Here is a 22614-nt window from a genome sequence, read left to right as displayed (position 1 = left end):
CCATGGCAGACGGATCACAGACCCATGACGGCAAGTTCCTGACCTCGCGCGGGATGCGTTTTCCACTCGATACCGACATCCTGCCGAAACGGGTGCGCCTGTTGCTGCGCACCGACGGGTACGAGGCCAAGGAGGCGCGTGCCGCCTATCGGATGATGAAAGAGGGCGACGTGGTGATGGAGTTGGGCGCCGGTATCGGCTTCATGTCGACCCTGATCGCCACCAAGACCCGCGCCGCCGAGGTGCACTGTTTCGAGGCCAATCCGCGCCTGATCCCCTATATCGAAGCGGTGCATGCCGCCAATGGCGTCACCAACGCCCATATCCACCACGCGCTGCTGGGGGACAAACCCGGGCGGCGCACATTTTATCAGCGCTCCTCGATCCTGGACAGCTCGCTTGCGCCGCTGCCCGAGGATGACGACACGGTGGAAAAGGTGCAGGTGCCCGTGCGCGGCGCTGCCAAGGCGTTGGCCGATATCCGGCCCAGCGTGCTGGTCTGCGATATCGAGGGGGCCGAGGTGGACCTGCTGCCGCAGCTTGACCTGTCCGGTCTACGCGCAGTGCTGATCGAACTGCATCCGCAATGGGTGGGCAAAGAGGGCGTCGCCCGCGTATTCGAGGCAATGCGCCGCGCCGGTCTGGTCTTCTTCCCGCGCTGGTCCCAAGGTAAGGTCGCGGTGTTTCGCAGCGATTGGTGAGGGCGCATGCGCAGTCTGGCGGTTCTGACGGTTCGCAACGAAGCAGCGTTTCTGCTGGAATGGCTGGCCCATCACCAGGCGGTGGGGTTCACGGATTTCCTTGTCTTTTCAAACGACTGCCAGGACGGCACCGACCAGATGCTGGATCGGCTGGCCGAGATGGGCGTGCTGGTTCATCTGCGCAATGATGGCCCCTATGACAAGGGGGGCATCCAGTTCACGGCACTCAAGGCGGCCTCGAAACACCGGCTGGTGAAACAGGCCGACTGGATCCTGCCGCTGGACGTGGATGAATTCGTCAACATCCATGTGGGCGACGGCAGCCTGTCGGCCCTGTTCGAGGCGCTGCCGCGCGCCACTGCGATCACGCTGACCTGGCGGCTGTTCGGCAATTCCGACACACCGCGTTACGTGGATGCACCGGTGACCGGCCAGTTCACCCGCTGCGCCCCCGAGATCATGTTCTGGCCGTGGCGCGCCTCGATGTTCAAGACGCTCTACCGCAACGACGGCACCTATCGCAAACTGGGGGTGCACCGCCCGCGCAACCCGGTGCCCGAGCGGCTGGAAAGCTCGCACTGGTATGACGGGCACGGCCGCGCGCTGGACGAAATGTTCCGCGAGAACCGGATATTCTCCAGCTATGGCCGCCCTAATTACGGGTTGGCGCAACTGAACCACTATCCGCTGGGCGCGATGGAAAGCTACGTGCTCAAGGCCGATCGCGGCCGCGCGGTGCATTCCGAGCACATGCTGGATGTCGATTACTGGGTCGAGCGCAATTTCAACACCGATAGCGACGACTCGATCCTGCGATATGACGAACGCAGCACTGCGTTGCGCCAGGCCCTGCTGGCCGATGCGAAACTGGCGCGGCTGCACAAGCGCGCGGTGGAATGGCGGCAGAAACGCTTTACCGACCTGATGAAGCAGGAACCCTATCGGGCGCTGTTCGCGCGGCTCCTCATGACGCCGCCTTCGCGCCTGATCAGCGCCGCCTCGGCCCGCACGCTGGTGGGGTTCGCCAATCTGGGCCGCCTGGAATCCGCCGGAGAAGGTCCGGAAAACGACCCGAAACCGGCCTGAGATTTGCCCAATTTAGCCTCAATTCCCGTCTAGATCCTGACTTCGAAACCAGCCCGCCACGAGGCCGGAGTATCGAGGACCAGTTATGCAGGACGCAAAGACGAGCATCGACGAATCCATCGCCGGATTCCGTCGTGAGGTGTGGAAGCAAAAGCTTCTGGAACAGGCCGAGGCCGACGGCATGGCCCAGGAACTGGGCCCGCGCCACTTTGCAACCTTCATCGACCGTGAACCGACGCTGCTCGTGACCTTTGAAACCGCCGAGGGCATTCGCTCGATCTCGGAAACCCATCAGCCCTTTGGCTTCGAACTGGTCAAGTCCAAGGGCTGGTCGCATCTGTGCATCATCTCCGACGGCGATACCTGGTTTCGCGACCCCAAGGTCTATGGCTTCTTCGACCGTCTGATTGATGACGGCTTCTTCGAGGATTTCGAACGCGTGGTCTTTTACGGTGCCGGGCCTTGCGGCTATGCGGCGGCGGCGTTTTCCGTGGCCGCCCCCGGCGCCACCGTGGTGGCAGTGCAGCCGCAGGCAACGCTGGATGCGCGCATGACCGAATGGGACGACCGGTTTACCGAGATGCGCCGGGTCTCGTTCACCGACCGCTATGGCTATGCACCCGACATGCTGGATGCGGCGGAACATGCCTTCATCCTTTACGATCCGGTCGAATCGCTCGACGCGATGCACGCGACACTGTTTGCCCGCGACAATGTCACCCGCCTACGCATGCGCTACATGGGGGCCGAGTTGCAGGCGCGCTTGTTGGATATGAACCTGCTCTATCGAATCCTGCTGATGGCCGGCACCGGCAAGCTGAATGCCAAAAGCTTCTTTAAGGTCTATCGCGCCCGCCGCTCCTATCCGCGCTATCTCAAGGGGCTGGTGGCCGTTCTTGACCGGCAGAACCGGCCCTATCTGAACATGGTACTTTGCCGAAACGTGATCGCCCGGATGCCCGCGCGCCGGTTTCGGCGGCGGCTGGAAGAGCTGGAAGAGGACGCGCGCGCAGGGAAGTTCGCGCCGCCCCCCGGTCAGGCCTGAGTCCGCAACAGCCGCTTGCGCACATGATGACGCCAGGCATGGGTGACCCGAAGCCAGAACAAGAGCAGCGGTGTCAGCCAACCCGCCTCGACCTCGATCCGGTCGACCAGTCGCGCGCCCGCGCCGGCTGGCAGAACCTGTAAAGCGTGCACCAGACACCGCAGACCATGGCCCGTTTCCTCGGATATCATACGTCGGGTGGTGGCGTCGAACAGGGTGACCTCCATCCGATAGGGCTGTGACGGAAAAAGACCCAGCAGCGACAGGTCAACATCGATTACCTGCCCCTGATGCACTGGCCCCGAGGGCAGATGATCCAGCCGCATCCAGGGATGAATCACCGCATCCAGCGTGTCCAGATCAGTGACGAGGCGAAACAGCCGATCGGGATCGGCGTCGTAAATATGATCGAGTGTCAGAGTCCGGCGCATATTGTCCCCCAGAGCCTCAAGACTGCCGCGCGACCGCGCACCTGAGAACCGCGCAAATTGCCTCGCCCCCTTTCCCGAATGCCGCACCTGTGCTAGCGGGTCGCCATGACCCAGAGCCTCACGATCCGCCGCCCCGACGACTGGCACCTGCATCTGCGCGACGGCGCCATGCTGGCCGCCGTCCTGCCCGAAACCGCGCGCCATTTCGCCCGCGCCATCGTCATGCCGAACCTGGTGCCGCCGGTGGTGACCGGGGCGCAGGCGGCCGCCTATCGCGAACGGATCCTGGCGGCGCTGCCCGAGGGCATGACGTTCGAACCGCTGATGACGCTCTATCTGACCGAAGACACGGATCCCGACGATCTGGCGACGGCCCATGCAAGCGGGCTGATCACCTCGGTCAAGCTCTACCCGGCGGGCGCCACCACCAATTCCGCGAGCGGCGTGAAGGACTTTGACAAGGTGCGCCCGGTACTCGAACGCATGGCCGAAATCGGCTGTCCGCTCTGCGTACATGGCGAGGTCACCGATCGCGAGATCGACATTTTCGACCGCGAGGCGGTGTTCATCGACCGGGTGCTGGACCCGATCCGCCGCACGATGCCGGGGCTGCGCGTGATCATGGAGCACATCACCACAAAGGACGGTGCCGATTACGTGGCGGCCAACCCCGAGGGCCTGGGGGCGACGATCACTGTCCAGCATCTGATGTTCGACCGCAATGACATGCTGGTGGGCGGTATGCGCCCGCATTACTACTGCCTGCCGATTCTCAAGCGCCGCCAGCACCGCGAGGCGCTGGTCGCTGCCGCCACCTCGGGCGATGCGCGCTATTTCCTCGGCACCGACAGCGCACCTCATCCCACCCATGCCAAGGAGGCAGAATGCTGTGCCGCAGGCTGCTTCACTGCGCCCATAGCACTCTCCTGCCTTGCCCATGTATTCGAACAGGCGGGCGCATTGGACAAGCTGGAAGGCTTTACCTCGCTGAACGGTCCCGCCTTTTTTGGCCTGCCTATCAATGCCGACACGATCACACTCAGCAAGCTTGACCCGCTCACCATCCCCAAGACCCTGCCCGTCGCGGACCACACCGTCACCGTGTTCGATCCCGGCTTCCCGCTGCATTGGAGGGTGACCGGGTAACAAATTCTTCAACGAAGAATTTGCCCCAGAATTTTCCACAAAATTCTGGTCCCGCCCATGAAAAACGGAACCTGACCATGATCCCTGCTGCCTACCCGACCCGCGAAGAAATCGCCCGTCTGACTGCCCGCATGTTGCTGGAAATCGGCGCGGTGAATTTCAACACCGAAGAACCTTATATCCTGGCCTCGGGACTGCCCTCGCCCAGCTATATCGACTGCCGCAAGTTGATTTCGTTTCCGCGCATCCGCGCGACTCTGATGGATTTCCTGACCGTCACCGTGATGCGCGACGCAGGTTTCGAGGCCTTTGACAACATCGCCGGAGGAGAGACGGCGGGCATCCCCTTTGCCGCGCTGGTGGCCGAGCGGATGGCGCTTCCGATGACCTATGTGAGGAAGAAACCGAAAGGTTATGGCCGCAACGCCCGCATCGAGGGCGCGATGAGCGAGGGCCAGCGGGTTCTGCTGGTCGAGGATCTGACCACCGATGGCGGCTCCAAGCTCTCTTTTGTCGATGCGATCCGCAAGACGGGCGCAAGCTGCGGCCATACGGCGGTGATCTTTTACTACGACATCTTCCCCGAGACGGAAAAGACGCTGGGCGATCACGGGGTTGCGCTGCATTACCTGTGCACCTGGTGGGATGTGCTGGCCGAGGCGCGCGCGCAAGGGGCCTTTGACGAGGTCACGCTGAGCGGGGTCGAGGCCTTTCTCAAGGATCCACGCGCCTGGCAGGCCGCCAACAAACGCTGACACCCGACGCGACGGCACCCGGGCGTCTCTTGGCTGAAAGGCGCCGCCGCTCCACCAGATATTGACGTACCCCCCGCCGCTCCTTCAAGATACGGGGGGTGCGGAGATATGCACAGCATATCCCCAGAAAACATACAACTTGGCCGACTCGCGACGCTCGGCTATGACCTCTGACCCAAGAGGCGGTAGAGCAGACATGAACGAGATCACCACAATCGGACAGGCAACTGCCGAAGTCCAAAACCCGGACACCATGCCGCATTCGGTCGAGGCCGAACAGCAGCTCTTGGGCGCCATACTGACCAATAACGACCTTTATGACCGGGTCGCCCAAATCATCGGACCCGAACATTTCTATGACCCGGTGCATGCCCGTATCTGGGAGGTGGCCGCCGCCCGCATCGCCAAGAACGCGCTGGCCTCGCCGGTGACGCTGAAATCCTTCATGGCCGAGGATGCGGGGCTGGCGGAACTGGGCGGGGCCGCCTATCTGGTCAATCTCGCCGGTGCCTCGATCAGCGCCTTTGCCGTGCGCGACTATGCGCAGATGATCTATGATCTGGCGATCCGGCGCGAGTTGATCCGGCTGGGCCGCGACATCTCGGACAAGGCGGCGCGCGTCGATGTGGCCAGCGAGCCCAAGGAGCAGATCGTCGAGGCCGAACAGAAGCTCTACAAGCTGTCCGAACAGGGCCAGACCGACAGCGGATTCAAGAGTTTCCTCAAGGCGGTAACCGAGGCAGTCAATGTCACCAACCAGGCCTATCAGCGCGGCGGCGGCATGGCTGGCATCTCGACCGGGCTGGTCGATCTGGACAAGCAGCTGGGCGGGTTGCACCCATCCGACCTGATCATCCTGGCCGGGCGTCCGTCGATGGGGAAAACCTCGCTGGCGACCAACATCGCGTTCAACGTGGCCAAGGCCTATAAGCGTGGCCAGCGCCATGACGGCACCGAGGGCGCGGTGGATGGCGGCGTGGTGGGCTTCTTCAGCCTGGAAATGAGCGCCGAGCAGCTGGCGGGCCGGGTTCTGGCCGAGGCTTCGGAAATCTCCAGCCACAAGATCCGCCAGGGCGACATGACCGAGGACGAGTTCCGACGCTTCGTCAACGCCGCCAAGGATCTGGAGGCCTGTCCGCTGTTCATCGACGACACGCCCGCCCTGCCGATCAGCCAGCTGGCCGCCCGCGCGCGGCGGCTGAAGCGGACCCATGGGCTGGACCTGTTGGTGATCGACTATCTCCAGCTGTGCCGGGGGATGGCTGACAACCGGGTGAACGAGATCGCCGAGATCTCGATGGGGATGAAGGCCATCGCCAAGGAGCTGAACATTCCGGTCATCGCGCTGTCCCAGCTGTCCCGCCAGGTAGAGAACCGCGACGACAAGCGGCCGCAACTGAGCGACCTGCGGGAATCGGGCTCGATCGAGCAGGATGCCGACGTGGTGATGTTCGTGTTCCGCGAGGAATATTACAAGGAACGCGAAAAGCCGGGCGATCACGAGCTGGACCGGATGGAAGAGTGGAAAACCGCGATGGAACGGTTGCACGGCAAGGCCGAGGTGATCGTGGGCAAACAGCGTCACGGCCCCATCGGCACGGTCGAACTGAGCTTCGAGGCGCAGTTCACCCGCTTTGGAAATCTCGTGAAGCCCTGGCAGCAGGGCGGCGAAATCGCGGAATACTGAGGGCGCGTCTACGGGTATCGGGACCCCGTGCCGCGCCACCAGCAAATGCCTGAAGAATAGACGCAAAACCAAGGGCTTGTGGCGCACCAGCCAAACATCTTTCCCGGCCCGATCCATGGTGTGCGCCGCGAGAGAGACGGCAAGTCGACAAATCGAAACGGACAGAACCTGCGACCCAGCTGTTTCCCGGTCCCGCAACGCGAGAAGGACATGACCGAATTCACCGAGATTCCCGTCATCCATCTGGGTGATCGTCCCGACACAGAGAGCGCCGCGGATTTCCTTGCGGCTTATGGCACCACAGGTTTCGGGTATATCACCGGTCACGGCATCGACCCCGCCCTGACCGAAGCGCTGTTCGAGGCCGCGCGCCGGTTTCATGCCTTGCCGCTTGAGCAGAAGATGGCCATTGCGGTCGACCGCAGCCATCGCGGCTATATCCCGATCAACAGTTCGACCGACGTGAACTCGACCCTTGCCACCGTGACCAAGCCGAACCAGTCGGCCAGTTTCATGATGATGCGAGAGGACCCGGTGGCGATCCCGGAGGAGTATCTGTCGGGGCCGAACCGCTGGCCGGACCTGGACGGGTTCCGCGATGTCCTGGAACGCTACAGCGCCGCAATGTGCGCGCTTGGTCACCGTTTGACGACCATCGCGCTCGCGGCTGCTGGTGTCACTGACCTGTCCATTCTGTCGGCCTTTGACCGCCCGACCGTCTGGCTGCGCCTGCTGCATTACCCACCGCAGCCCCCGGCCAGCCCGGACGACCTCTACGGCTCTGCTCCTCATACCGATTTCGGCTGCCTCACCCTGCTGGCGCAGGACAGTGTCGGCGGGCTTCAGGTGCGCACCCCGGCGGGCCAGTGGGTCGACGTGCCTCATCGCCCCGGCGCGCTGGTGGTCAATGTGGGTGACATGCTGCACCGGATGTCGAACGGACGGCTCAAATCGACCCCGCACCGGGTGATCAACCGTTCGGGACACGAACGGTTCAGTTGCCCGTTCTTCTACGATCCGCATGTGAATACGGTGATTGAACCGCTTCCGGGAACCGGCGCGCCGAAATTTCCACCGCTGGTTTTTGGCGATTTCCTCAGAACCGAGCTTGAAGCCGCCTATGACGCCCACAAACCCACGTGCGCAACCGCCAATTCCCCTTGACCCCCGCGTCCCCCATGGCATGAACGGGGCATGAGTACCGCACATCTGACCATCGACCTCGACGCGCTTGCCGACAACTGGCGGGCGCTGGATGCCCGCACCGCCACCGAGACCGCTGCCGTGGTCAAGGCCGATGGCTATGGCCTTGGGTCTGGCCGTGTCACCGCCCGCCTGGCCCGTGCCGGGGCCCGCAAGTTCTTTGTCGCCGCCGCCGAGGAAGGCGCCGCGGTGCGCAAGTCGGTCGGTCCCGAACCGATGATCGGTGTCTTCTCGGGCCATATGGAGGGCGACGCGGGCATCCTGCGCGCCAACCGGCTGACCCCGATGATCAACTCGGTCGATCAGATGCTCCGCCATGTGGAGCAGTTGCCGGGCCACCGCTTTGGCATCCAGCTTGACACCGGAATGAACCGGCTGGGGCTGGAACCCGAAGACTGGGCTCAGCTGCGCGAGATCGCGCTGCGCCAGAACCCGGTTCTGATCATGTCGCACCTGGCCTGCGCCGATGAACCAGACCATGATATGAACCGCAAGCAATTGCGCGTTTTCAAAGAGATGACGGACGGAATTAAAGTTCCGCGCTCACTGGCGGCCACGGGTGGTATCCTGCTGGGGCCGGATTATCACTTTGACCTCTGCCGCCCCGGCGTCGGCCTCTATGGGGGCGAACCGTTCGACGAGGCCAAGGCGGTCGTCACCCTCGACCTGCCGGTGATTCAGGTGCGCGACGTGGCCCAGGGCGAAACGGTGGGCTATGGCAACAGCTGGACCGCCCCGCGCGCCAGCCGTATCGCCACGGTGGCGGCGGGCTATGCGGACGGGCTGCACCGCGCGATGGGACGTGGCATCTCGCTCTATGCTGGCAAGGTCGCCTGCCCGGTGGTGGGCCGGATCTCGATGGATCTGATCACTGTCGATGTCAGCGCACTGGACCACGAACCCGCCAGCCTGCAACTGCTCAACCGGCTTCAGACCGTTGATGATCTGGCCGAGGCCGCAGGCACCATCGGCTATGAGATCCTGACTTCGATGGGCCGACGCTATCGCCGCAGCTATGTCAGCCGCTCGGCCAGCGCCGACCGTGCCGTCGAATCGATCCGTGACAAGTTGCAGCGCCGCCCCGACCTGTTGCCGCAGAGCATCGCGGAATGAGCCCGCTTGCACTCCTGGCTCGGCTGGGCCGGCTGGTCCTGTCTGTTCTGGCCAGCTTTGGCCGGGTGACGCTGTTTGCGCTCGACGCGGTCAGCCATATCCTGCGCCCGCCCTATTACCCGCGTGAACTGGCGGTTGCGCTGCTGAATATCGGCTGGCTGTCGCTGCCGGTTGTGGGCCTGACCGCCATCTTTACCGGCGGCGCACTGGCCTTGCAGATCTATGCCGGTGGCGCCCGGTTCAACGCCGAGGCCGTGGTGCCGCAGATCGTCGCCATCGGCATGGTGCGCGAATTGGGTCCGGTGCTGGTGGGGCTGATGATCGCGGCGCGCGTCACCTCCTCGATCGCGGCCGAGATCGCCACGATGAAGGTGACCGAGCAGATCGACGCGCTGGTGACACTGTCGACCCATCCGATGAAATACCTGACCGCGCCCCGGGTGCTGGCGGCGCTGATCACTGTGCCGCTGCTGGTGGGTATCGGCGATATCATCGGCATCATGGGCGGCTATACTGTGGCGGTGCAGAACCTCGGCTTCAACGCCGCCGCCTATCTGCAAAACACCGTCGATTTCCTGGAAACCCGCGACGTGGTCTCGTCGCTGGTCAAGGGGGCGGTGTTCGGCGTCATCGCGGCGGTCATGGGCTGCTATTACGGCATGAATTCCGGCCGCGGCGCCCAAGGCGTGGGTCGCGCCACCAAGGGCTCGGTCGAGGCGGCCGCCGTGCTGATCCTGGCGGCCAACTTTGTTCTGACGGGGGTGTTCTTCTCGATATGATCCGGATGGAGAATGTCCACAAGGCCTTTGGCCCCAATCGCGTGTTGCAGGGGATGAACCTGCATGTACCGCGCGGCACCTCGATGGTGATCATCGGTGGCTCGGGCACCGGCAAGTCGGTGGCGCTGAAATGCGTGCTGGGGCTGATCAAGCCCGACAGCGGCAAGATCTATGTCGATGGCAAGGATGCCGCCGATACCAGCGACCGCGATGCGTTCCTGGCCCGGTTTGGGATGCTGTTCCAGGGCGGCGCGCTGTTCGACTCGCTGCCGGTCTGGCAGAACGTCGCTTTTCGCCTGCTGCGCGGCTCGCTGAAGCGTCCCCAGGCCGAAGCCCGCGAAATCGCCATCGAGAAACTGCGCCGTGTCGGGCTGAAACCCGACGTGGCCGACCGCTTTCCGGCGGAACTCTCCGGCGGCATGCAGAAACGTGTGGGCCTTGCGCGCGCCATCGCCGCCGAACCCGAGATCATCTTCTTTGACGAGCCCACCACGGGCCTCGACCCGATCATGGCCGGCGTGATCAACGAGCTGATCCGAGAGATCGTGACCGAGATGGGCGCCACCGCGATGACCATCACCCATGACATGACCAGCGTGCGCGCGATTGCCGACAACGTGGCGATGCTGCATGGTGGCGTAATCCAGTGGACAGGCCCGGTGGCGCAAATGGACGACAGCGGCGACCCTTACCTGGACCAGTTCATTCATGGCAGAGCGGAAGGGCCGATCGAGGCGGTGCGCTGAGCCGAGCGCCCCGCGGCGAGCGTTTCGGTGCGCGCTGCTAGGCTCCGGGCATCCCGGTACATCCCTCCTCGACCCATTCCTGCGCCTTGATCCGTATCTCATCGGGCAGCATCTCTGCCCGCCGGGTGTCGAGGTTGAGCAGCACGCATTTGAAAACGCTCTGAAAGGCCTCCTTGCCATCCCCCGCCCGAAACAAACGGTGGCGAAAGGTCACCGACCTGCCACCGCATTCGACCACGCTGGTCCGCATGTAGATCGCGTCACCAGCCGCCAGTTCAGACAAAAAGCTGCTGTCCGCATGCACCACCGCAAAGGACAGACGCCGCCCGCTTCGCATGTCCTCGGCGGTCATGCCCATTTCTGATTGCACCGCGAACACGGCATCGGAACAGGCCGCGAAATAGCGCGACACATTCATGTGACCCAGAAAATCGCAATCCGACGGGTCGACAACAGACCGGAACGAAACAAAATCTGACATGACCACCTCCTCTTTTCCCCGTTCATGATAGCAGGTTTCACACCGCTCAAGGCTTGTGGCCATGTGGATGGCTGATTAGGTCGGTCGTCGCAAACAACGAGACATTCCGATGACCCTCCGCCTCGCCACCCTCTCGCTGCTGATCCTCTATCCCATCGCCTGGTTCGCGCCGCTGATGCGGGCGGGGCTGCTGCCGATCTTCGGCCTGAGCGAGATCAGCGTGATCACCGGGCTGCAAAGCCTCTGGGCCTCGGATGTGGCGCTGGCGCTGATCGTCACCGCATTCGCGCTCTTCGCCCCGTATCTCAAGACCATCGGCACCGCCCTGATCCAGTGGGATCTGCTCGATCCCCGGGCACAGCCCGCGCTGCACGTGCTGGGCAAGCTCGCCATGGCCGATATCTTCCTGATCGCGCTCTACATCACCCTGGCCAAGGGCATCTCCTATGCCACCATCGAGGTCGCCTGGGGCCTCTATCTCTTCACCGGCTGCATCCTCGCGTCCATCACGCTGGGCCTGCTGACCGAACGCCAGCAAAAACAAACACCATAACCCCTTCCTCTTGCCCAAAATATCCCGGAGCGCGAGGCAGAGCCTCGCAAGAAACCGCCGCGACAGCGGCGCCCGGCCCAACGCCCGCAGGCGTCCCGCCAGGGGCGCCCGAGGGGGGCGGGAGCGCTCCGCTCTTGAGGTGTCGCCAAAGACAGGGCACTAAGCGCGTATGGCAAAACCCTCTTTCTCCTGCTCCGCCTGCGGAGCGTCCTTCACCAAATGGTCGGGTCGCTGCGAAGGCTGCGGCGAATGGAACACCATCTCCCAGGATGCGGGCCTGTCGGTGGGTCCGGCCAAGACATCGCTCGGCGCCAGGCGGGGCCGGGCCGTCGCCCTCACCGATCTCGCCTCGGAAGAGACCCCGCCGCCCCGCGCGCTGTCGGGGATAGACGAGCTGGACCGGGTGCTGGGCGGCGGGCTGGTGCCCGCCTCGGCGATTCTGGTGGGCGGCGATCCGGGTATCGGCAAATCCACGCTTTTATTGCAGGCGGTAGCCGCTTTTGCCCGCAAGGGTCTGAAAACCCTCTATGTCTCGGGCGAAGAGGCCAGCGCGCAGGTGCGCATGCGCGCCCGTCGGCTGGGGTTGGCGGATGCGCCGGTGCAACTGGCCGCCGAGACCAACCTGCGCGACATCCTCACCACGCTGGAGGCCGAGAAACCCGGACTGGTGATCATCGATTCGATCCAGACCATGTGGGCCGACAATGTGGACAGCGCGCCGGGCAGCGTGTCCCAGGTGCGCGCCTCGGCGCATGAGCTGACAACCTTTGCCAAGCGCACAGGCATTTCGGTGATCATGGTGGGCCATGTCACCAAGGAGGGCCAGATCGCCGGCCCCCGCGTGGTCGAACACATGGTCGACACCGTGCTCTATTTCGAGGGCGAGCGCGGCCATCAGTTCCGCATCCTGCGCAGCGTCAAGAACCGGTTCGGCGCGGCGGACGAGATCGGCGTCTTCGAGATGACCGGCGCCGGGCTCTCTGAGGTCACCAACCCCTCGGCCCTGTTCCTCAGCGAGCGCGGCGCCCCCAGCCCCGGTTCGGTGGTCTTTGCCGGGATCGAGGGCACCCGCCCCGTGCTGGTCGAGTTGCAGGCCCTTGTCGCCCCCTCGCCCCACAGCCAGCCGCGCCGCACCGTGGTGGGCTGGGATGGCGGGCGGCTGGCGATGATCCTCGCCGTGCTCGAGGCGCGCTGCGGCATCCCCTTTGCCGGGCTCGATGTCTATCTGAACGTGGCGGGCGGGCTCAAGATCTCGGAACCCGCCGCCGATCTGGCGGTGGCCGCCGCGCTGCTCAGCGCGCGCGAAGACCGGGCGCTGCCAGCCGATACGGTGATTTTCGGCGAAATTTCCCTCTCGGGCGCGCTTCGGCCCGCAAGCCAGACGGAAAACAGGTTGAAAGAAGCGCAAAAACTTGGTTTCACCTCAGCCATCGCTCCGGCGGGCGGCAAGACCGGTACCCTTGAGGGGCTGGCGATGACCCGCCCCACCGATCTGGTCGGCTTTGTCGGCGAGTTCTTCGGAGCCGGATAACACCGCCCCCAAAGGGCAGCAAGGAACGGACAGGCGAGGGCCATGGAAGGTTTCACCATCATCGACGGGGTCGTTGCCCTGATCATCGTGCTTTCGGCGCTGTTGGCCTATGCGCGCGGCTTCGTACGCGAGGCCATGGCCATCGCCGGCTGGATCGCGGCTGCGGTACTTGCCTTTCTGTTTGCGCCCAAGGCGATGCCGCTTATCCGCGAATTGCCGGTGGTGGGCGAGTTCCTGACCGACAGTTGCGAATTGTCGGTGATCGCCGCCTTTGCCGCCGTCTTCGCGCTGGCGCTGGTGGTGGTCAGCTTCTTCACGCCGCTGTTCTCTTCGCTGGTACAGCGTTCCGCTCTGGGCGGGCTGGATCAGGGGTTGGGCTTCATCTTTGGCGTGGCGCGCGGTGTGCTGCTGGTGGCGATTGCTTTCTTTGTCTACGACACGGTGATGACCGGGCAGAATTTCACCATCGTCGATGAAAGCCGCTCGGCCCAGGTCTTTGCCCGCATGACCGGCAAGATCGAGCAACAGAACCCCGAGGCCGCGCTGGGCTGGGTCACCCAGCAATACGAGGGGCTGGTCGGCACCTGCGCCCAGTAACCGCGCGGCCGCCACGAATCGCATTCGAAAGCCCGCCCGGCCCCGCCGCGCGGGCTTTCTCTTGGTTAACAGGACCTTACCCCACGTTCTCGGGCTTGGGGGAATCCCGCAGCTGAGGCATGACTGTTCCGGTGCTGGCAACGGTTCTCGGATTTGGCCTTAATCGTGTCGAAAATTCGGCGGAATTCGGACCCCATTCTGGCGGCAGTCCAGAACAGACGTCAGCGACAGGAGGACCCCCGATGCTGCTCTCTCATGATACTGCCTTTGCCCGCTTTGCCGCCGTAACCCCTGCCCTGACGCCCGCGGTTCCCGGCCTGCCTGCCGGAACCCTGCTGGAAACCGAAACCGGCTGGTCCGCAATCGAGGATATTCGCGCCGGTGACCTTGTGGCCACCATCGACGGCGGGTTCTGCAAGGTCACCGCTGCCCATGCGGTGACTGCCGCGCCCGCGCCGCTCTGGCGTATTCCCGGCGGCACGCTGGGCACCTGCTCGGACCTGCTGTTGCCCGAGGGGCATTTCCTGGCCCTGAACGGTCCCGACTGCCGCCGCCTGTTCGGCCTGCCCACCGTGCTGGCCCCGGTGGCGGCGCTGGCCGGGTTCGCGGGCATTCACAAGCGACCCACCGCGCCGCTGCCCGCCCATGCCCTGCGCTTTGCCGAGGAAGAGGTTGTCTGGGCCCAGACCGGGGCCCGCATCCTGATGCCCGGCGAGACCCCCGCCCGCCATTTCCATCGCCTCGACTATGGTCAGACCCGCGCCCTGCTGATGCTGCGCAGCGGTGGCAATCTGGCCCCCGACCTGGCGGCGTGATCAGAAAGGGCAAGCACCCGTTTTGCCGCGGCCTGTCACGAAAGAATTTATGATCCTTTCGTGACAGCCGGGGCCAGAGGCAGTATGTGGGGCCTGACCTGAAACGGAATCGGAGCTGCCCCCGTGCAAAGCCCGCAGATGCCCGCCCCGCGCTTTCCCATTGCCCACCCCTTTGACGACGACAAGCTGCGCGAGGAATGCGGAATATTCGGGGTGATCGGCGTTCAGGACGCCGCCAGTTTCGTCGCGCTCGGCCTGCATGCGCTGCAACACCGGGGGCAAGAGGCGGGCGGTATCGTCACCCATGATCCGGAACAGGGGTTCAACTCGGCCCGCCGCTTTGGCTATGTCCGCGACAACTTCACCTCGCAATCGGTGATGGAGACCCTGCCCGGCCCGCTGGGCATCGGCCATGTGCGCTACTCCACCGCCGGCTCCAAGGGACAGACCCAGATCCGCGACGTGCAGCCCTTTTTCGGCGAGTTTGCCATGGGCGGCGCGGCGATTGCCCATAACGGCAACATCACCAATGCCAATGCGCTGCGGCGGGAACTGATCGAGCGTGGCTCGATCTTTCAGTCCTCGTCGGACAGCGAATGCATCATCCACCTGATGGCCCGCTCGTTGCAGCGCAACATCCCCGAGCGGATGGAGGATGCGCTGCGCCGGGTCGAGGGCGCGTTTTCGGTGGTGGCGATGACCCGGACCAAGCTCATCGGCGTCCGTGACCCGCTGGGCGTGCGGCCGCTCGTGCTGGGCCGGATCGGCGAAGGCTGGTGTCTCAGTTCCGAGACCTGTGCGCTGGATATCATCGGTGCCGAGTTCATCCGCGAGATCGAACCGGGCGAGATGGTGGTGATCACCGACGGCGGCGTCGAAAGCCATTTCCCCTTCCGCCCGCAGCCGTCCAAGTTCTGCATCTTCGAACATGTCTATTTCTCGCGCCCCGATTCGATCCTGGGCGGGCGCAGTGTCTATGAGACGCGCGAGGCGATCGGCCGCGAACTGGCCAAGGAAAGCCCGGTCGAGGCCGATCTGGTCTGCCCGGTGCCCGACAGCGGCACCCCGGCGGCGATCGGCTTCTCGCTGGAAAGCGGCATTCCCTATGCGATGGGGATCATCCGCAACCAGTATATGGGCCGCACCTTCATCGAACCGACCGAGCAGATCCGCAACATGGGCGTGCGGCTGAAGCTGAACGTGAACCGCGCTCTGATCCGCGGCAAGCGGGTGATCCTGGTCGACGATTCGGTGGTGCGCGGCACCACCAGCCGCAAGATCAAGGACATGATCCTGGATGCCGGCGCCAAGGAGGTGCATTTCCGCATCGCCAGCCCGCCCACCGCCTGGCCCTGTTTCTATGGCGTCGACACGCCCGAGCGCGAGAAACTGCTGGCCGCCACCATGACCGAGGACGAGATGCGCACCCATCTGGGGGTGGACAGCCTGAAATTCATTTCGCTCAACGGGCTTTATCGCGCCGTGGGCGAGACAAATGGCCGTGACAGCGCCTGTCCGCAATATTGCGACGCCTGTTTCTCGGGCGAATACCCGGTGCGGCCCTCGGACATGATCGAAAAGGGCTTTTCGCTGAAAGCCGCCGAATAGGCCGGGCGCAACGCCCCAAGAAAATTCGCCGAATTTTCTTGGCCACCGCACCGGCGGGATACTGCCGGGACATGGATTGGCGGCTTTCGCCCAAGGCGCTCTCCTGATAGAGCGCGCTGTCGAACAAACGGGCAGAACAGATCATGGCAAATGGAATCGTCGAAGAGGCCGCCACCCAGGCGGCGAAAATCCGTGCGAACACCCTGACCGTGCTGGGCGTGTTCGGCCCCTCGGGTGATCTGCGCGCTCTGGTGCGGCTGCCGGGTGGCAAGGTCGAGGAAGTCTCTCCCGGTGACCGCACACGCGCGGGTGAGGTGCTTGGCATCGACGCCGAGGGTGTGGTGTTGCGGCATGGCGGCCGGACCCGGCGGGTCGATATCGCCGGAGGCTGATCCCCCCTTGACGCGACCGCCTGCCACCGTCAAACCGCAGCCATGACACAAGAGACCAAACTGGCCCTGATCACCGGTGCCTCGCGCGGCCTGGGCGCGGCCTTGGCCGAAGCGCTGGCGCCCACCCATCACATCATCGCCGTCGCCCGTACGTCGGGCGCGCTGGAGGAACTCGATGACCGGATCAAGGCGCGCGGTGGCAGCGCCACGCTGGCGCCGATGGACATCACCGATCCGGCCGCCATGGCAACGCTCTGCCGTGGCATCCACGACCGTTGGGGGCGGCTCGACCTGTGGCTGCACACCGCGATTCACGCAGCGCCCCTGAGCCCGGCAGTCTTCGTTGACCCCAAGGACTGGACCAAATCCATTGCGGTGAACGCCACCGCGACCTCGGTCCTGATCCCCTATGTGGCACCGCTGCTGGGCGAGGCCGGACAGGTGGTGTTCTTTGACGACCCCAAGGCCGGTGCCAAGTTCTATGGCGCTTATGGGGCCAGCAAGGCGGCGCAGATGTCGCTGGCCCGAAGCTGGGCGGCAGAGACCGAACGCACTGGTCCGCGCGTCACCATCGTGGAACCGGCGCCGATGGCGACCGCGCTGCGCGCCCGGTTCCATCCGGGCGAGGACCGCGCGGCGCTGACCCCGTGTGCGGACGAGGCAACGCGGATCGTGGCGTTGCTCTGAGCCGCGCGGACGGGTCCGCCTCCGGCGGGAGTATTTGCGGCGGAATGAAAGGGATCAGCGCAGCGCGATGCCCTGACGGCCCGCCAGATCGGTGAAGAACTGCCACGCCACCCGGCCCGAGCGGGCGCCGCGGGTCGCCTGCCATTCGATCGCCTCGGCGCGCAGGGTATCGGGGGCGACCTTTACCCCATAGGCGGCGCAGTATCGGTCGATCATCGCCAGGTATTCATCCTGATCGCAGGGATGGAACCCCAGCCAGAGACCGAAGCGATCGCTGAGCGAGACCTTTTCCTCGACCGCCTCGGAGGGATTGATGGCGTTGGAACGCTCGTTCTCGATCATGTCGCGCGGCATCAGGTGGCGCCGGTTCGAGGTGGCATAGAAGACCACGTTTTCGGGTCGACCCTCGATGCCGCCATCCAGCACCGCCTTGAGCGATTTGTAATGCTGGTCATCATGGCTGAAGCTGAGATCGTCGCAGAACAGGATGAAGCGCTGCGGCGCTACACGCAGGTGGTTGAGCAGGCGCGCAACCGAGGGCAGGTCCTCGCGCTGCAGTTCCACCAGTTTCAGTTCCTGAAACTCAGCCTGAAGTGCGCCATGCACTGCCTTGACCAGACTGGATTTTCCCATGCCACGGGCACCCCAGAGCAGGGCGTTGTTGGCGCCGTGGCCAGAGGCAAACCGACGGGTGTTGTCGAGCAGCGTATCACGCGAGCGGTTGATACCCACCAACAGGTCGAGATCGACCCGATTGACTTGGGCCACCGGTTCCAGCCGGTCGGGGGAAACGTGCCAAACAAAGGCTGGCGCGCTGCTGAAATCGGGCGCGCGCAAAGGCGCGGGCGCCATGCGCTCCAAAGCGTCGGCGATACGGTTCAGCGCGTCTTCTGTCATCGTCGCCTCCATTTGCGTCCGGGACAGAAACCATGTTCCTGCACGGGCGGCAAGATGGCACGTCGAAAACGCCCGGGCAGATGCCCGGGCGCCAGTTGAAACCTGAACTGCGGAGTTATTCCTTGCGCTCTTGCGCGGCTTCCTCTTCGTCGAATTCGGCCATCAGTGGATCGTCGAACTCCTCTTCGTCATCATAATAGCCATCGGCGCGCAGCTGGGCCTCGCGTTTTTTCTCCACCCGCGCCACCAGGAAGATCGAGATCTCGTAGAGACCGTAGACCACGGTGAACAGAATGATCTGCGTCACCACATCGGGCGGGGTCACCAGCGCGGCCAGGGTCAGGATCGCAACCATGGCGTATTTGCGCACGCTGCCCAGCCCCTCGGCGCTGACCAGTCCGGCCTTGCCCATCAGCGTCAACAGAACGGGCAGCTGAAAGCAGAGACCGAAGGCCATGATGAATTTCAGCGTGATATCAAGAGATTCGTTGACCTTGCCGAAGAAGGTGATCTTGACCCCTTCCGAGGTTTCGGGAACCACCGCCACATCCGAGGGCACCGTGCCGCCGCCCCCCGTCAGCAGGTTGGCAAAGATCGAACTGACATCGGCAAAGCCCAGAAAGAACTGCATCGCCAGCGGCGTGACCACGAATTGCGCAAACGACGCCCCCAGCAGGAACATGAAGGGCGAGGCGATCAGAAACGGCAGGAACGCGCCCTTTTCGGACCGGTACAGCCCCGGCGCCACAAAGCGCCACAGCTGATAGCCGATCACGGGAAAGGACAGTGCAAAGCCGAACACCATCGAAATGCGGAACAGCGTGAACAGATATTCCTGCGGCGAGGTATATTGCAGCGTGGGCGACGGATCGCCCAGGTCGCGCAGCGTTGCCTCGATCGGCGCCAAGAGGAACTGCAATATCGGCTCGGCCACCGTAAAGGCCAGCACGATCCCCACGATAAAGGCCAGAACCGCCCGGATCAGCCGGGTGCGCAACTCGGCCAGATGCTCGATCAGCGGCGCCGAGGTATCGTCGATCTCGTCTGTCTTGCTCATGTCTCGGTTCCGGGTTTCAACGCCGCCTCGGCCTCTTGCGCCTTTTCAAGCTCGGCCGTGGCCTCGCGCAGGCGCCGCTCGGCAGCGACGCGCGCGGTGGCGGCCTGTATCTTCTTTGCCTGCTCGGCCCGCTCGGTCGCCAGCTTGCCGGTTTCGCTGTCAGGGTCGTATTTGGTGGGGTCCAGATCGGTCTTGAAATCAGTGGCCGCCTTGCGCACCCCGTCCATCGCGGTGCTGACCGGGTTGGTCGCCGCTTTCAGCCCCTTGGAGATATCCTTGACCCCCGCCTCGTCGGCGGCGTCGTTCATGGCCCGGCTGAATTCACGTGCCAGCCCGCGGGCCTTGCCGACCCAGCGCCCGATATTGCGGAACAATACCGGCAGGTCCTTTGGCCCCACGACGATCAGCGCCACGACGCCGATCACCAGAAGCTCGCTCCAGCCCAGATCGAACATGCGCGGTTATGCCTTGTCCTTGTCGGCCTCGGGGGTGACGTCCTTGGCCACCTGGGCCGCGTCGTCCTCCAGCTCCTTGGTGCCATCGTTCACACCCTTCTTGAAGGCGGTAATGCCCTTGCCGACCTCGCCCATGAGCGAGCTGATTTTGCCGCGTCCGAACAGGACCAGCACCACAACGGCGATAAGCAGAAGGCCGGGAAGACCGATATTGTTGAGCATGTGATCTCTCCTTGATCTCGTTGGGGCCTGCCGGCCCGCGCAAATGTCTCTGCCCCGGTCTACTCTTCTGATCTGTCGCGGCAAAGCGGGACAGGGTCCGGCAAGCCACGCAAAACCCGAAAAAACGACAAAACGCCGGGGCGGCCACAATCAACTGACAGGTTTATGTCAGTTGCAGGGGACTAGATCCAGCCCATCGCAACATGGACACAAGGAAAGCAGACCATGAAACAAACCGCGGAAATCGTCACCTTCGCACTGGCGCCCGGCGTGACCGAGGCCGAATTCGTCACCCTGAGCCAGGAGACCGAACGCTTCGTGCGCGGGCTGCCCGGCTTTCAGCATCGCAGGCTCAGCCTGGGCGCCGATGGCCGCTGGACCGACTATGTCGTCTGGTCCGACGCAGCGGCTGCCACAGCCGCGGCCAAGGCGTTTGAAAGCGCCGATTGCGCCGCAGCGCTGATGGGTGCAATCGCGCCCGAGAGCGTTTCCATGCGGCATGAAACCGTGCTCTGGCAGATGTAGACGCCTGGGTCAGGGCGCTCGTTTGCGCCTTGACCACCGCCCCCGGCCCGCGCGAAGGGTAGGCCATGCGCCGCACCGACCGCCTGTTCGACATCATCCAGATCCTGCGCGACGGGAAGCTGCACCGCGCGCGCGACATCGCCGCACGGCTCGAGGTTTCTGTCCGCACCATCTATCGCGACATGGACACGCTGGTCGCCTCGGGCATTCCGGTCGAGGGCGAGCGCGGCGTGGGTTACATGGTGCGCGAGCAGATCACCTTGCCGCCGCTGAACCTGACGCCCGAGGAACTCGAGGCGCTGAACCTCGGCATGGCCATCGTGGCCGAGGCCGCCGATCCCGAGCTAAAGGCTGCCGCCCAGCGCCTGGCGGAAAAGATCGACGCGGTGCTGCCCACCCAGACCGTGGCCGAGGCCGATGCCTGGAAATTCGCGGTCTACCCTTTTGCCGATGCCGCCCGCGGGCTGGCGCATATGGCGCCGATCCGCGCCGCGATCAAGGCGCGCCAGAAGCTGCGGCTCGTCTATCGCCGGATCGACGGGGAACTGACCGAACGCACCATTCGCCCGCTGCACATGGAGTATTGGGGCCGGGTCTGGACGCTCACCGCCTGGTGTGAACTGCGCGCGGGCTTCCGCGTGTTCCGCATCGACCTGATCGAAACGCTCAGCCCCCTGCCCGAACTCTTCCGCGACGAACCGGGCAAGACCCTGGCCGACTACCAGCCCTGAGCGCGGCAGGGGACGCTGCCCCCGTCCTGCGGACTCCCCCGGAGTATTTTCAGCGAAATGAAGGGGCGGGACTCCCTGCCGCTTCTTTCTGGTCGAAAATACTCCCGCCGGAGGCACGGGCCGCAGGGCCCGTAACCGTCATTTCAGATAGGGTTCCGGATCGAAACTGTCGAAGCCCTTGCGCACCTCGAAATGCACATAGGCGTTCTCGCCGTCGCGCAAGCGGGCGATCTTTTGCCCGCGTTTGACGGTATCGCCCTTGTTGATTTCGATCCCGTCCACATTGGCATAGACCGTCAGCAGGTTGTCGGCATGGCGGATCACCACGATCGGCACCTGGTCGGCATCGGCGGTGATCGCCGCCACTGTACCCGCCTCGGCGGCGCTGACCGGACTGCCCGCAGCGCCAGCAATGTCGATCCCGTCATTCTTACCCTTTGAATACGGGCGCACAATCTTGCCTTTTACCGGGAAGGCGAGGCGCGCAGAGCTACTCGCGGTGGGCTGACCAACCGATACATCAGGTTCTTGCGGTTTGGCGGCGGGCACCTTCTCCTCGGGCAGCGGCTTGGTCGCACTGGGCGGGGTTGGCGTCGGCGAACCGACTCCGGGGGCACTGACTGCGGCGGTGGTGGTTGCAGCGGTCGCAGCTGGTTTGGCCGCAGTACTCGGAGCCGGCTGATCCTTGATCGGGATCAGCAAGTATTGACCCTCGCGGATCGCAAAATCGGGGCCGAGTCCGTTCCATTCACCTAGCGCCTTGACCGGCACCTGATAGAGCCGCGAGATGGTATATGCTGTTTCGCCGCGCGCCACCTTGTGCCGCACCGGCTCGGGCGCTTTCGGTTTCGGCGCGGGTTGGGCCACCGGTTTGGCCGGCTCCAGCGCCGTGGTTTCGACGGGGGTGGTCTCTGGCGCCTGGTCGATGGCACTGCCGGCGAGGCTGGCGATATCCACATTGCTACCCTGCCCGGTCGGCTCTGCGACACGGCGTGGAAGCGCCAGCACCTCGCCCTCGCGCAACCCGTCGGCCGGTTGCAGCCCGTTGAACCGAGCCACCTCTCCGACCGGCAAACCGACCCGGTCTGAAAGCGTCGTCACCGTATCGCCGCGCTTAGCCACAGCCACCTGATAATTGGGATAGGAAATCACCCCGCGCGGGTCCGGTTGCGGCCGCGCGGTGGTTCGGGCGGTTTGCGCTGCCTCGGTTGTGTTGAAAGCCCCGATTTGTCCCCGTAGATCATAGTCCAAAGGCGCCTCGCAGGCGGCCAGCATGGCCAGCGCGGACAGGCCCATCATAGGGCGTGGCAGAGTTCGGAACAATCGGCTCATTTTGCAATCCTCAAAGTCGCCCCCCCATGTGGTCCAGGG

26 protein-coding genes are annotated in these 22614 nt (G+C 64.2%); 19 read left to right on the top strand and 7 right to left on the bottom strand.

The window, feature by feature from the left end; translation table 11 throughout:
• Nucleotides 1–2 precede the first annotated feature (2 nt).
• From MB818_RS13875 to MB818_RS13865, 3 genes are all read left to right on the top strand, one after another.
• Nucleotides 3–701, top strand: a complete 699-nt coding sequence (locus MB818_RS13875) for an FkbM family methyltransferase (RefSeq protein ID WP_234166180.1) — start codon at nt 3–5, stop codon at nt 699–701.
• A 6-nt stretch (nt 702–707) separates the two neighbouring features.
• Nucleotides 708–1787, top strand: a complete 1080-nt coding sequence (locus MB818_RS13870) for a glycosyltransferase family 2 protein (protein ID WP_234136208.1) — start codon at nt 708–710, stop codon at nt 1785–1787.
• 85 nt (nt 1788–1872) lie between these two features.
• Nucleotides 1873–2832: a phosphoadenosine phosphosulfate reductase gene (locus MB818_RS13865; RefSeq protein ID WP_234176083.1), complete on the top strand. Its 960-nt coding sequence runs from the start codon at nt 1873–1875 to the stop codon at nt 2830–2832.
• On the opposite strand, the gene MB818_RS13860 is transcribed toward MB818_RS13865, so the two are convergent.
• Nucleotides 2823–3263 carry a hypothetical protein gene (locus MB818_RS13860; protein ID WP_234136206.1) on the bottom strand — a complete coding sequence of 147 codons (441 nt, stop codon included), beginning with the start codon at nt 3261–3263 and terminating at the stop codon, nt 2823–2825. The two genes, MB818_RS13865 and MB818_RS13860, sit on opposite strands and share 10 nt — an antisense overlap.
• Before the next feature lie 105 nt (nt 3264–3368).
• Between MB818_RS13860 and pyrC the strand changes: the two genes are divergently transcribed.
• From pyrC to MB818_RS13825, 7 genes are all read left to right on the top strand, one after another.
• A complete protein-coding gene (pyrC, locus tag MB818_RS13855) occupies nt 3369–4409 on the top strand; it encodes a dihydroorotase (protein ID WP_238905453.1) in 1041 nt (346 codons plus the stop codon).
• Nucleotides 4410–4486: 77 nt separating this feature from the next.
• Entirely contained in the window at nt 4487–5164 is a 678-nt protein-coding gene (locus MB818_RS13850; protein ID WP_234162347.1) for an orotate phosphoribosyltransferase, read from the top strand.
• Between the two features lie 196 nt (nt 5165–5360).
• Nucleotides 5361–6851, top strand: coding sequence for a replicative DNA helicase (locus MB818_RS13845; RefSeq protein ID WP_234136203.1), 1491 nt, complete (start codon nt 5361–5363; stop codon nt 6849–6851).
• Between the two features lie 210 nt (nt 6852–7061).
• Nucleotides 7062–8015, top strand: a complete 954-nt coding sequence (locus MB818_RS13840) for an isopenicillin N synthase family dioxygenase (protein ID WP_238905451.1) — start codon at nt 7062–7064, stop codon at nt 8013–8015.
• Nucleotides 8016–8045: 30 nt separating this feature from the next.
• Complete coding sequence (gene alr / locus MB818_RS13835; RefSeq protein WP_238905449.1) at nt 8046–9167, top strand: alanine racemase; 1122 nt, start codon at nt 8046–8048, stop codon at nt 9165–9167.
• Nucleotides 9164–9946 (top strand): MlaE family ABC transporter permease, encoded by a 783-nt coding sequence (locus MB818_RS13830; RefSeq protein ID WP_234136200.1) that lies wholly within the window; start codon nt 9164–9166, stop codon nt 9944–9946. The genes alr and MB818_RS13830 overlap by 4 nt, the downstream gene beginning before the upstream one ends.
• Nucleotides 9943–10692, top strand: a complete 750-nt coding sequence (locus MB818_RS13825) for an ABC transporter ATP-binding protein (protein WP_234143577.1) — start codon at nt 9943–9945, stop codon at nt 10690–10692. Before MB818_RS13830 ends, MB818_RS13825 begins: the two co-directional genes overlap by 4 nt.
• A 37-nt stretch (nt 10693–10729) precedes the next feature.
• Here the strand turns inward: MB818_RS13825 and MB818_RS13820 are convergent, their stop codons facing one another.
• On the bottom strand, nt 10730–11173 hold the full coding sequence (locus MB818_RS13820) for an acyl-CoA thioesterase (RefSeq protein ID WP_238905448.1): 444 nt from the start codon (nt 11171–11173) through the stop codon (nt 10730–10732).
• 109 nt (nt 11174–11282) lie between these two features.
• On the opposite strand from MB818_RS13820, the gene MB818_RS13815 reads away from it, so the two are divergent.
• From MB818_RS13815 to MB818_RS13785, 7 genes are all read left to right on the top strand, one after another.
• Nucleotides 11283–11726 (top strand): paraquat-inducible protein A, encoded by a 444-nt coding sequence (locus MB818_RS13815; RefSeq protein ID WP_238905446.1) that lies wholly within the window; start codon nt 11283–11285, stop codon nt 11724–11726.
• Between the two features lie 169 nt (nt 11727–11895).
• Nucleotides 11896–13257, top strand: a complete 1362-nt coding sequence (gene radA, locus MB818_RS13810) for a DNA repair protein RadA (protein WP_234136196.1) — start codon at nt 11896–11898, stop codon at nt 13255–13257.
• Nucleotides 13258–13299: 42 nt separating this feature from the next.
• Nucleotides 13300–13854, top strand: coding sequence for a CvpA family protein (locus MB818_RS13805; protein WP_234136195.1), 555 nt, complete (start codon nt 13300–13302; stop codon nt 13852–13854).
• Between the two features lie 242 nt (nt 13855–14096).
• A complete protein-coding gene (locus MB818_RS13800) occupies nt 14097–14669 on the top strand; it encodes a Hint domain-containing protein (protein ID WP_238905445.1) in 573 nt (190 codons plus the stop codon).
• Nucleotides 14670–14807: 138 nt separating this feature from the next.
• Nucleotides 14808–16277 (top strand): amidophosphoribosyltransferase, encoded by a 1470-nt coding sequence (gene purF, locus MB818_RS13795; RefSeq protein ID WP_234176136.1) that lies wholly within the window; start codon nt 14808–14810, stop codon nt 16275–16277.
• A 143-nt stretch (nt 16278–16420) separates the two neighbouring features.
• Nucleotides 16421–16669: a hypothetical protein gene (locus tag MB818_RS13790; protein WP_234136193.1), complete on the top strand. Its 249-nt coding sequence runs from the start codon at nt 16421–16423 to the stop codon at nt 16667–16669.
• 42 nt (nt 16670–16711) lie between these two features.
• Nucleotides 16712–17356 carry an SDR family NAD(P)-dependent oxidoreductase gene (locus tag MB818_RS13785; protein ID WP_234136192.1) on the top strand — a complete coding sequence of 215 codons (645 nt, stop codon included), beginning with the start codon at nt 16712–16714 and terminating at the stop codon, nt 17354–17356.
• A gap of 54 nt (nt 17357–17410) precedes the next feature.
• On the opposite strand, the gene MB818_RS13780 is transcribed toward MB818_RS13785, so the two are convergent.
• From MB818_RS13780 to MB818_RS13765, 4 genes are all read right to left on the bottom strand, one after another.
• On the bottom strand, nt 17411–18253 hold the full coding sequence (locus MB818_RS13780) for an ATP-binding protein (protein WP_234136191.1): 843 nt from the start codon (nt 18251–18253) through the stop codon (nt 17411–17413).
• A gap of 115 nt (nt 18254–18368) precedes the next feature.
• A complete protein-coding gene (gene tatC / locus MB818_RS13775) occupies nt 18369–19310 on the bottom strand; it encodes a twin-arginine translocase subunit TatC (RefSeq protein WP_238905444.1) in 942 nt (313 codons plus the stop codon).
• Nucleotides 19307–19765 carry a Sec-independent protein translocase protein TatB gene (tatB, locus tag MB818_RS13770; RefSeq protein ID WP_234136189.1) on the bottom strand — a complete coding sequence of 153 codons (459 nt, stop codon included), beginning with the start codon at nt 19763–19765 and terminating at the stop codon, nt 19307–19309. Before tatB ends, tatC begins: the two co-directional genes overlap by 4 nt.
• A gap of 6 nt (nt 19766–19771) precedes the next feature.
• Nucleotides 19772–19987: a twin-arginine translocase TatA/TatE family subunit gene (locus tag MB818_RS13765; protein WP_234143568.1), complete on the bottom strand. Its 216-nt coding sequence runs from the start codon at nt 19985–19987 to the stop codon at nt 19772–19774.
• Between the two features lie 225 nt (nt 19988–20212).
• Between MB818_RS13765 and MB818_RS13760 the strand changes: the two genes are divergently transcribed.
• Both MB818_RS13760 and MB818_RS13755 read left to right on the top strand, forming a co-directional pair.
• A complete protein-coding gene (locus MB818_RS13760; protein WP_234136187.1) occupies nt 20213–20512 on the top strand; it encodes a hypothetical protein in 300 nt (99 codons plus the stop codon).
• A gap of 65 nt (nt 20513–20577) precedes the next feature.
• Nucleotides 20578–21243, top strand: a complete 666-nt coding sequence (locus MB818_RS13755) for a helix-turn-helix transcriptional regulator (RefSeq protein ID WP_238905443.1) — start codon at nt 20578–20580, stop codon at nt 21241–21243.
• Nucleotides 21244–21381: 138 nt separating this feature from the next.
• Here MB818_RS13755 and MB818_RS13750 read toward each other — a convergent pair whose 3' ends face one another.
• A complete protein-coding gene (locus MB818_RS13750) occupies nt 21382–22575 on the bottom strand; it encodes a peptidoglycan DD-metalloendopeptidase family protein (protein WP_234136185.1) in 1194 nt (397 codons plus the stop codon).
• Nucleotides 22576–22614: the final 39 nt, after the last annotated feature.

Source organism: Ruegeria alba (assembly GCF_022321465.1).
GTDB classification, from domain to species: domain Bacteria; phylum Pseudomonadota; class Alphaproteobacteria; order Rhodobacterales; family Rhodobacteraceae; genus Ruegeria_B; species Ruegeria_B alba.
Note: the sequence above shows the minus strand (reverse complement) of the source record. Positions and strands in the feature narration are given on the sequence as shown.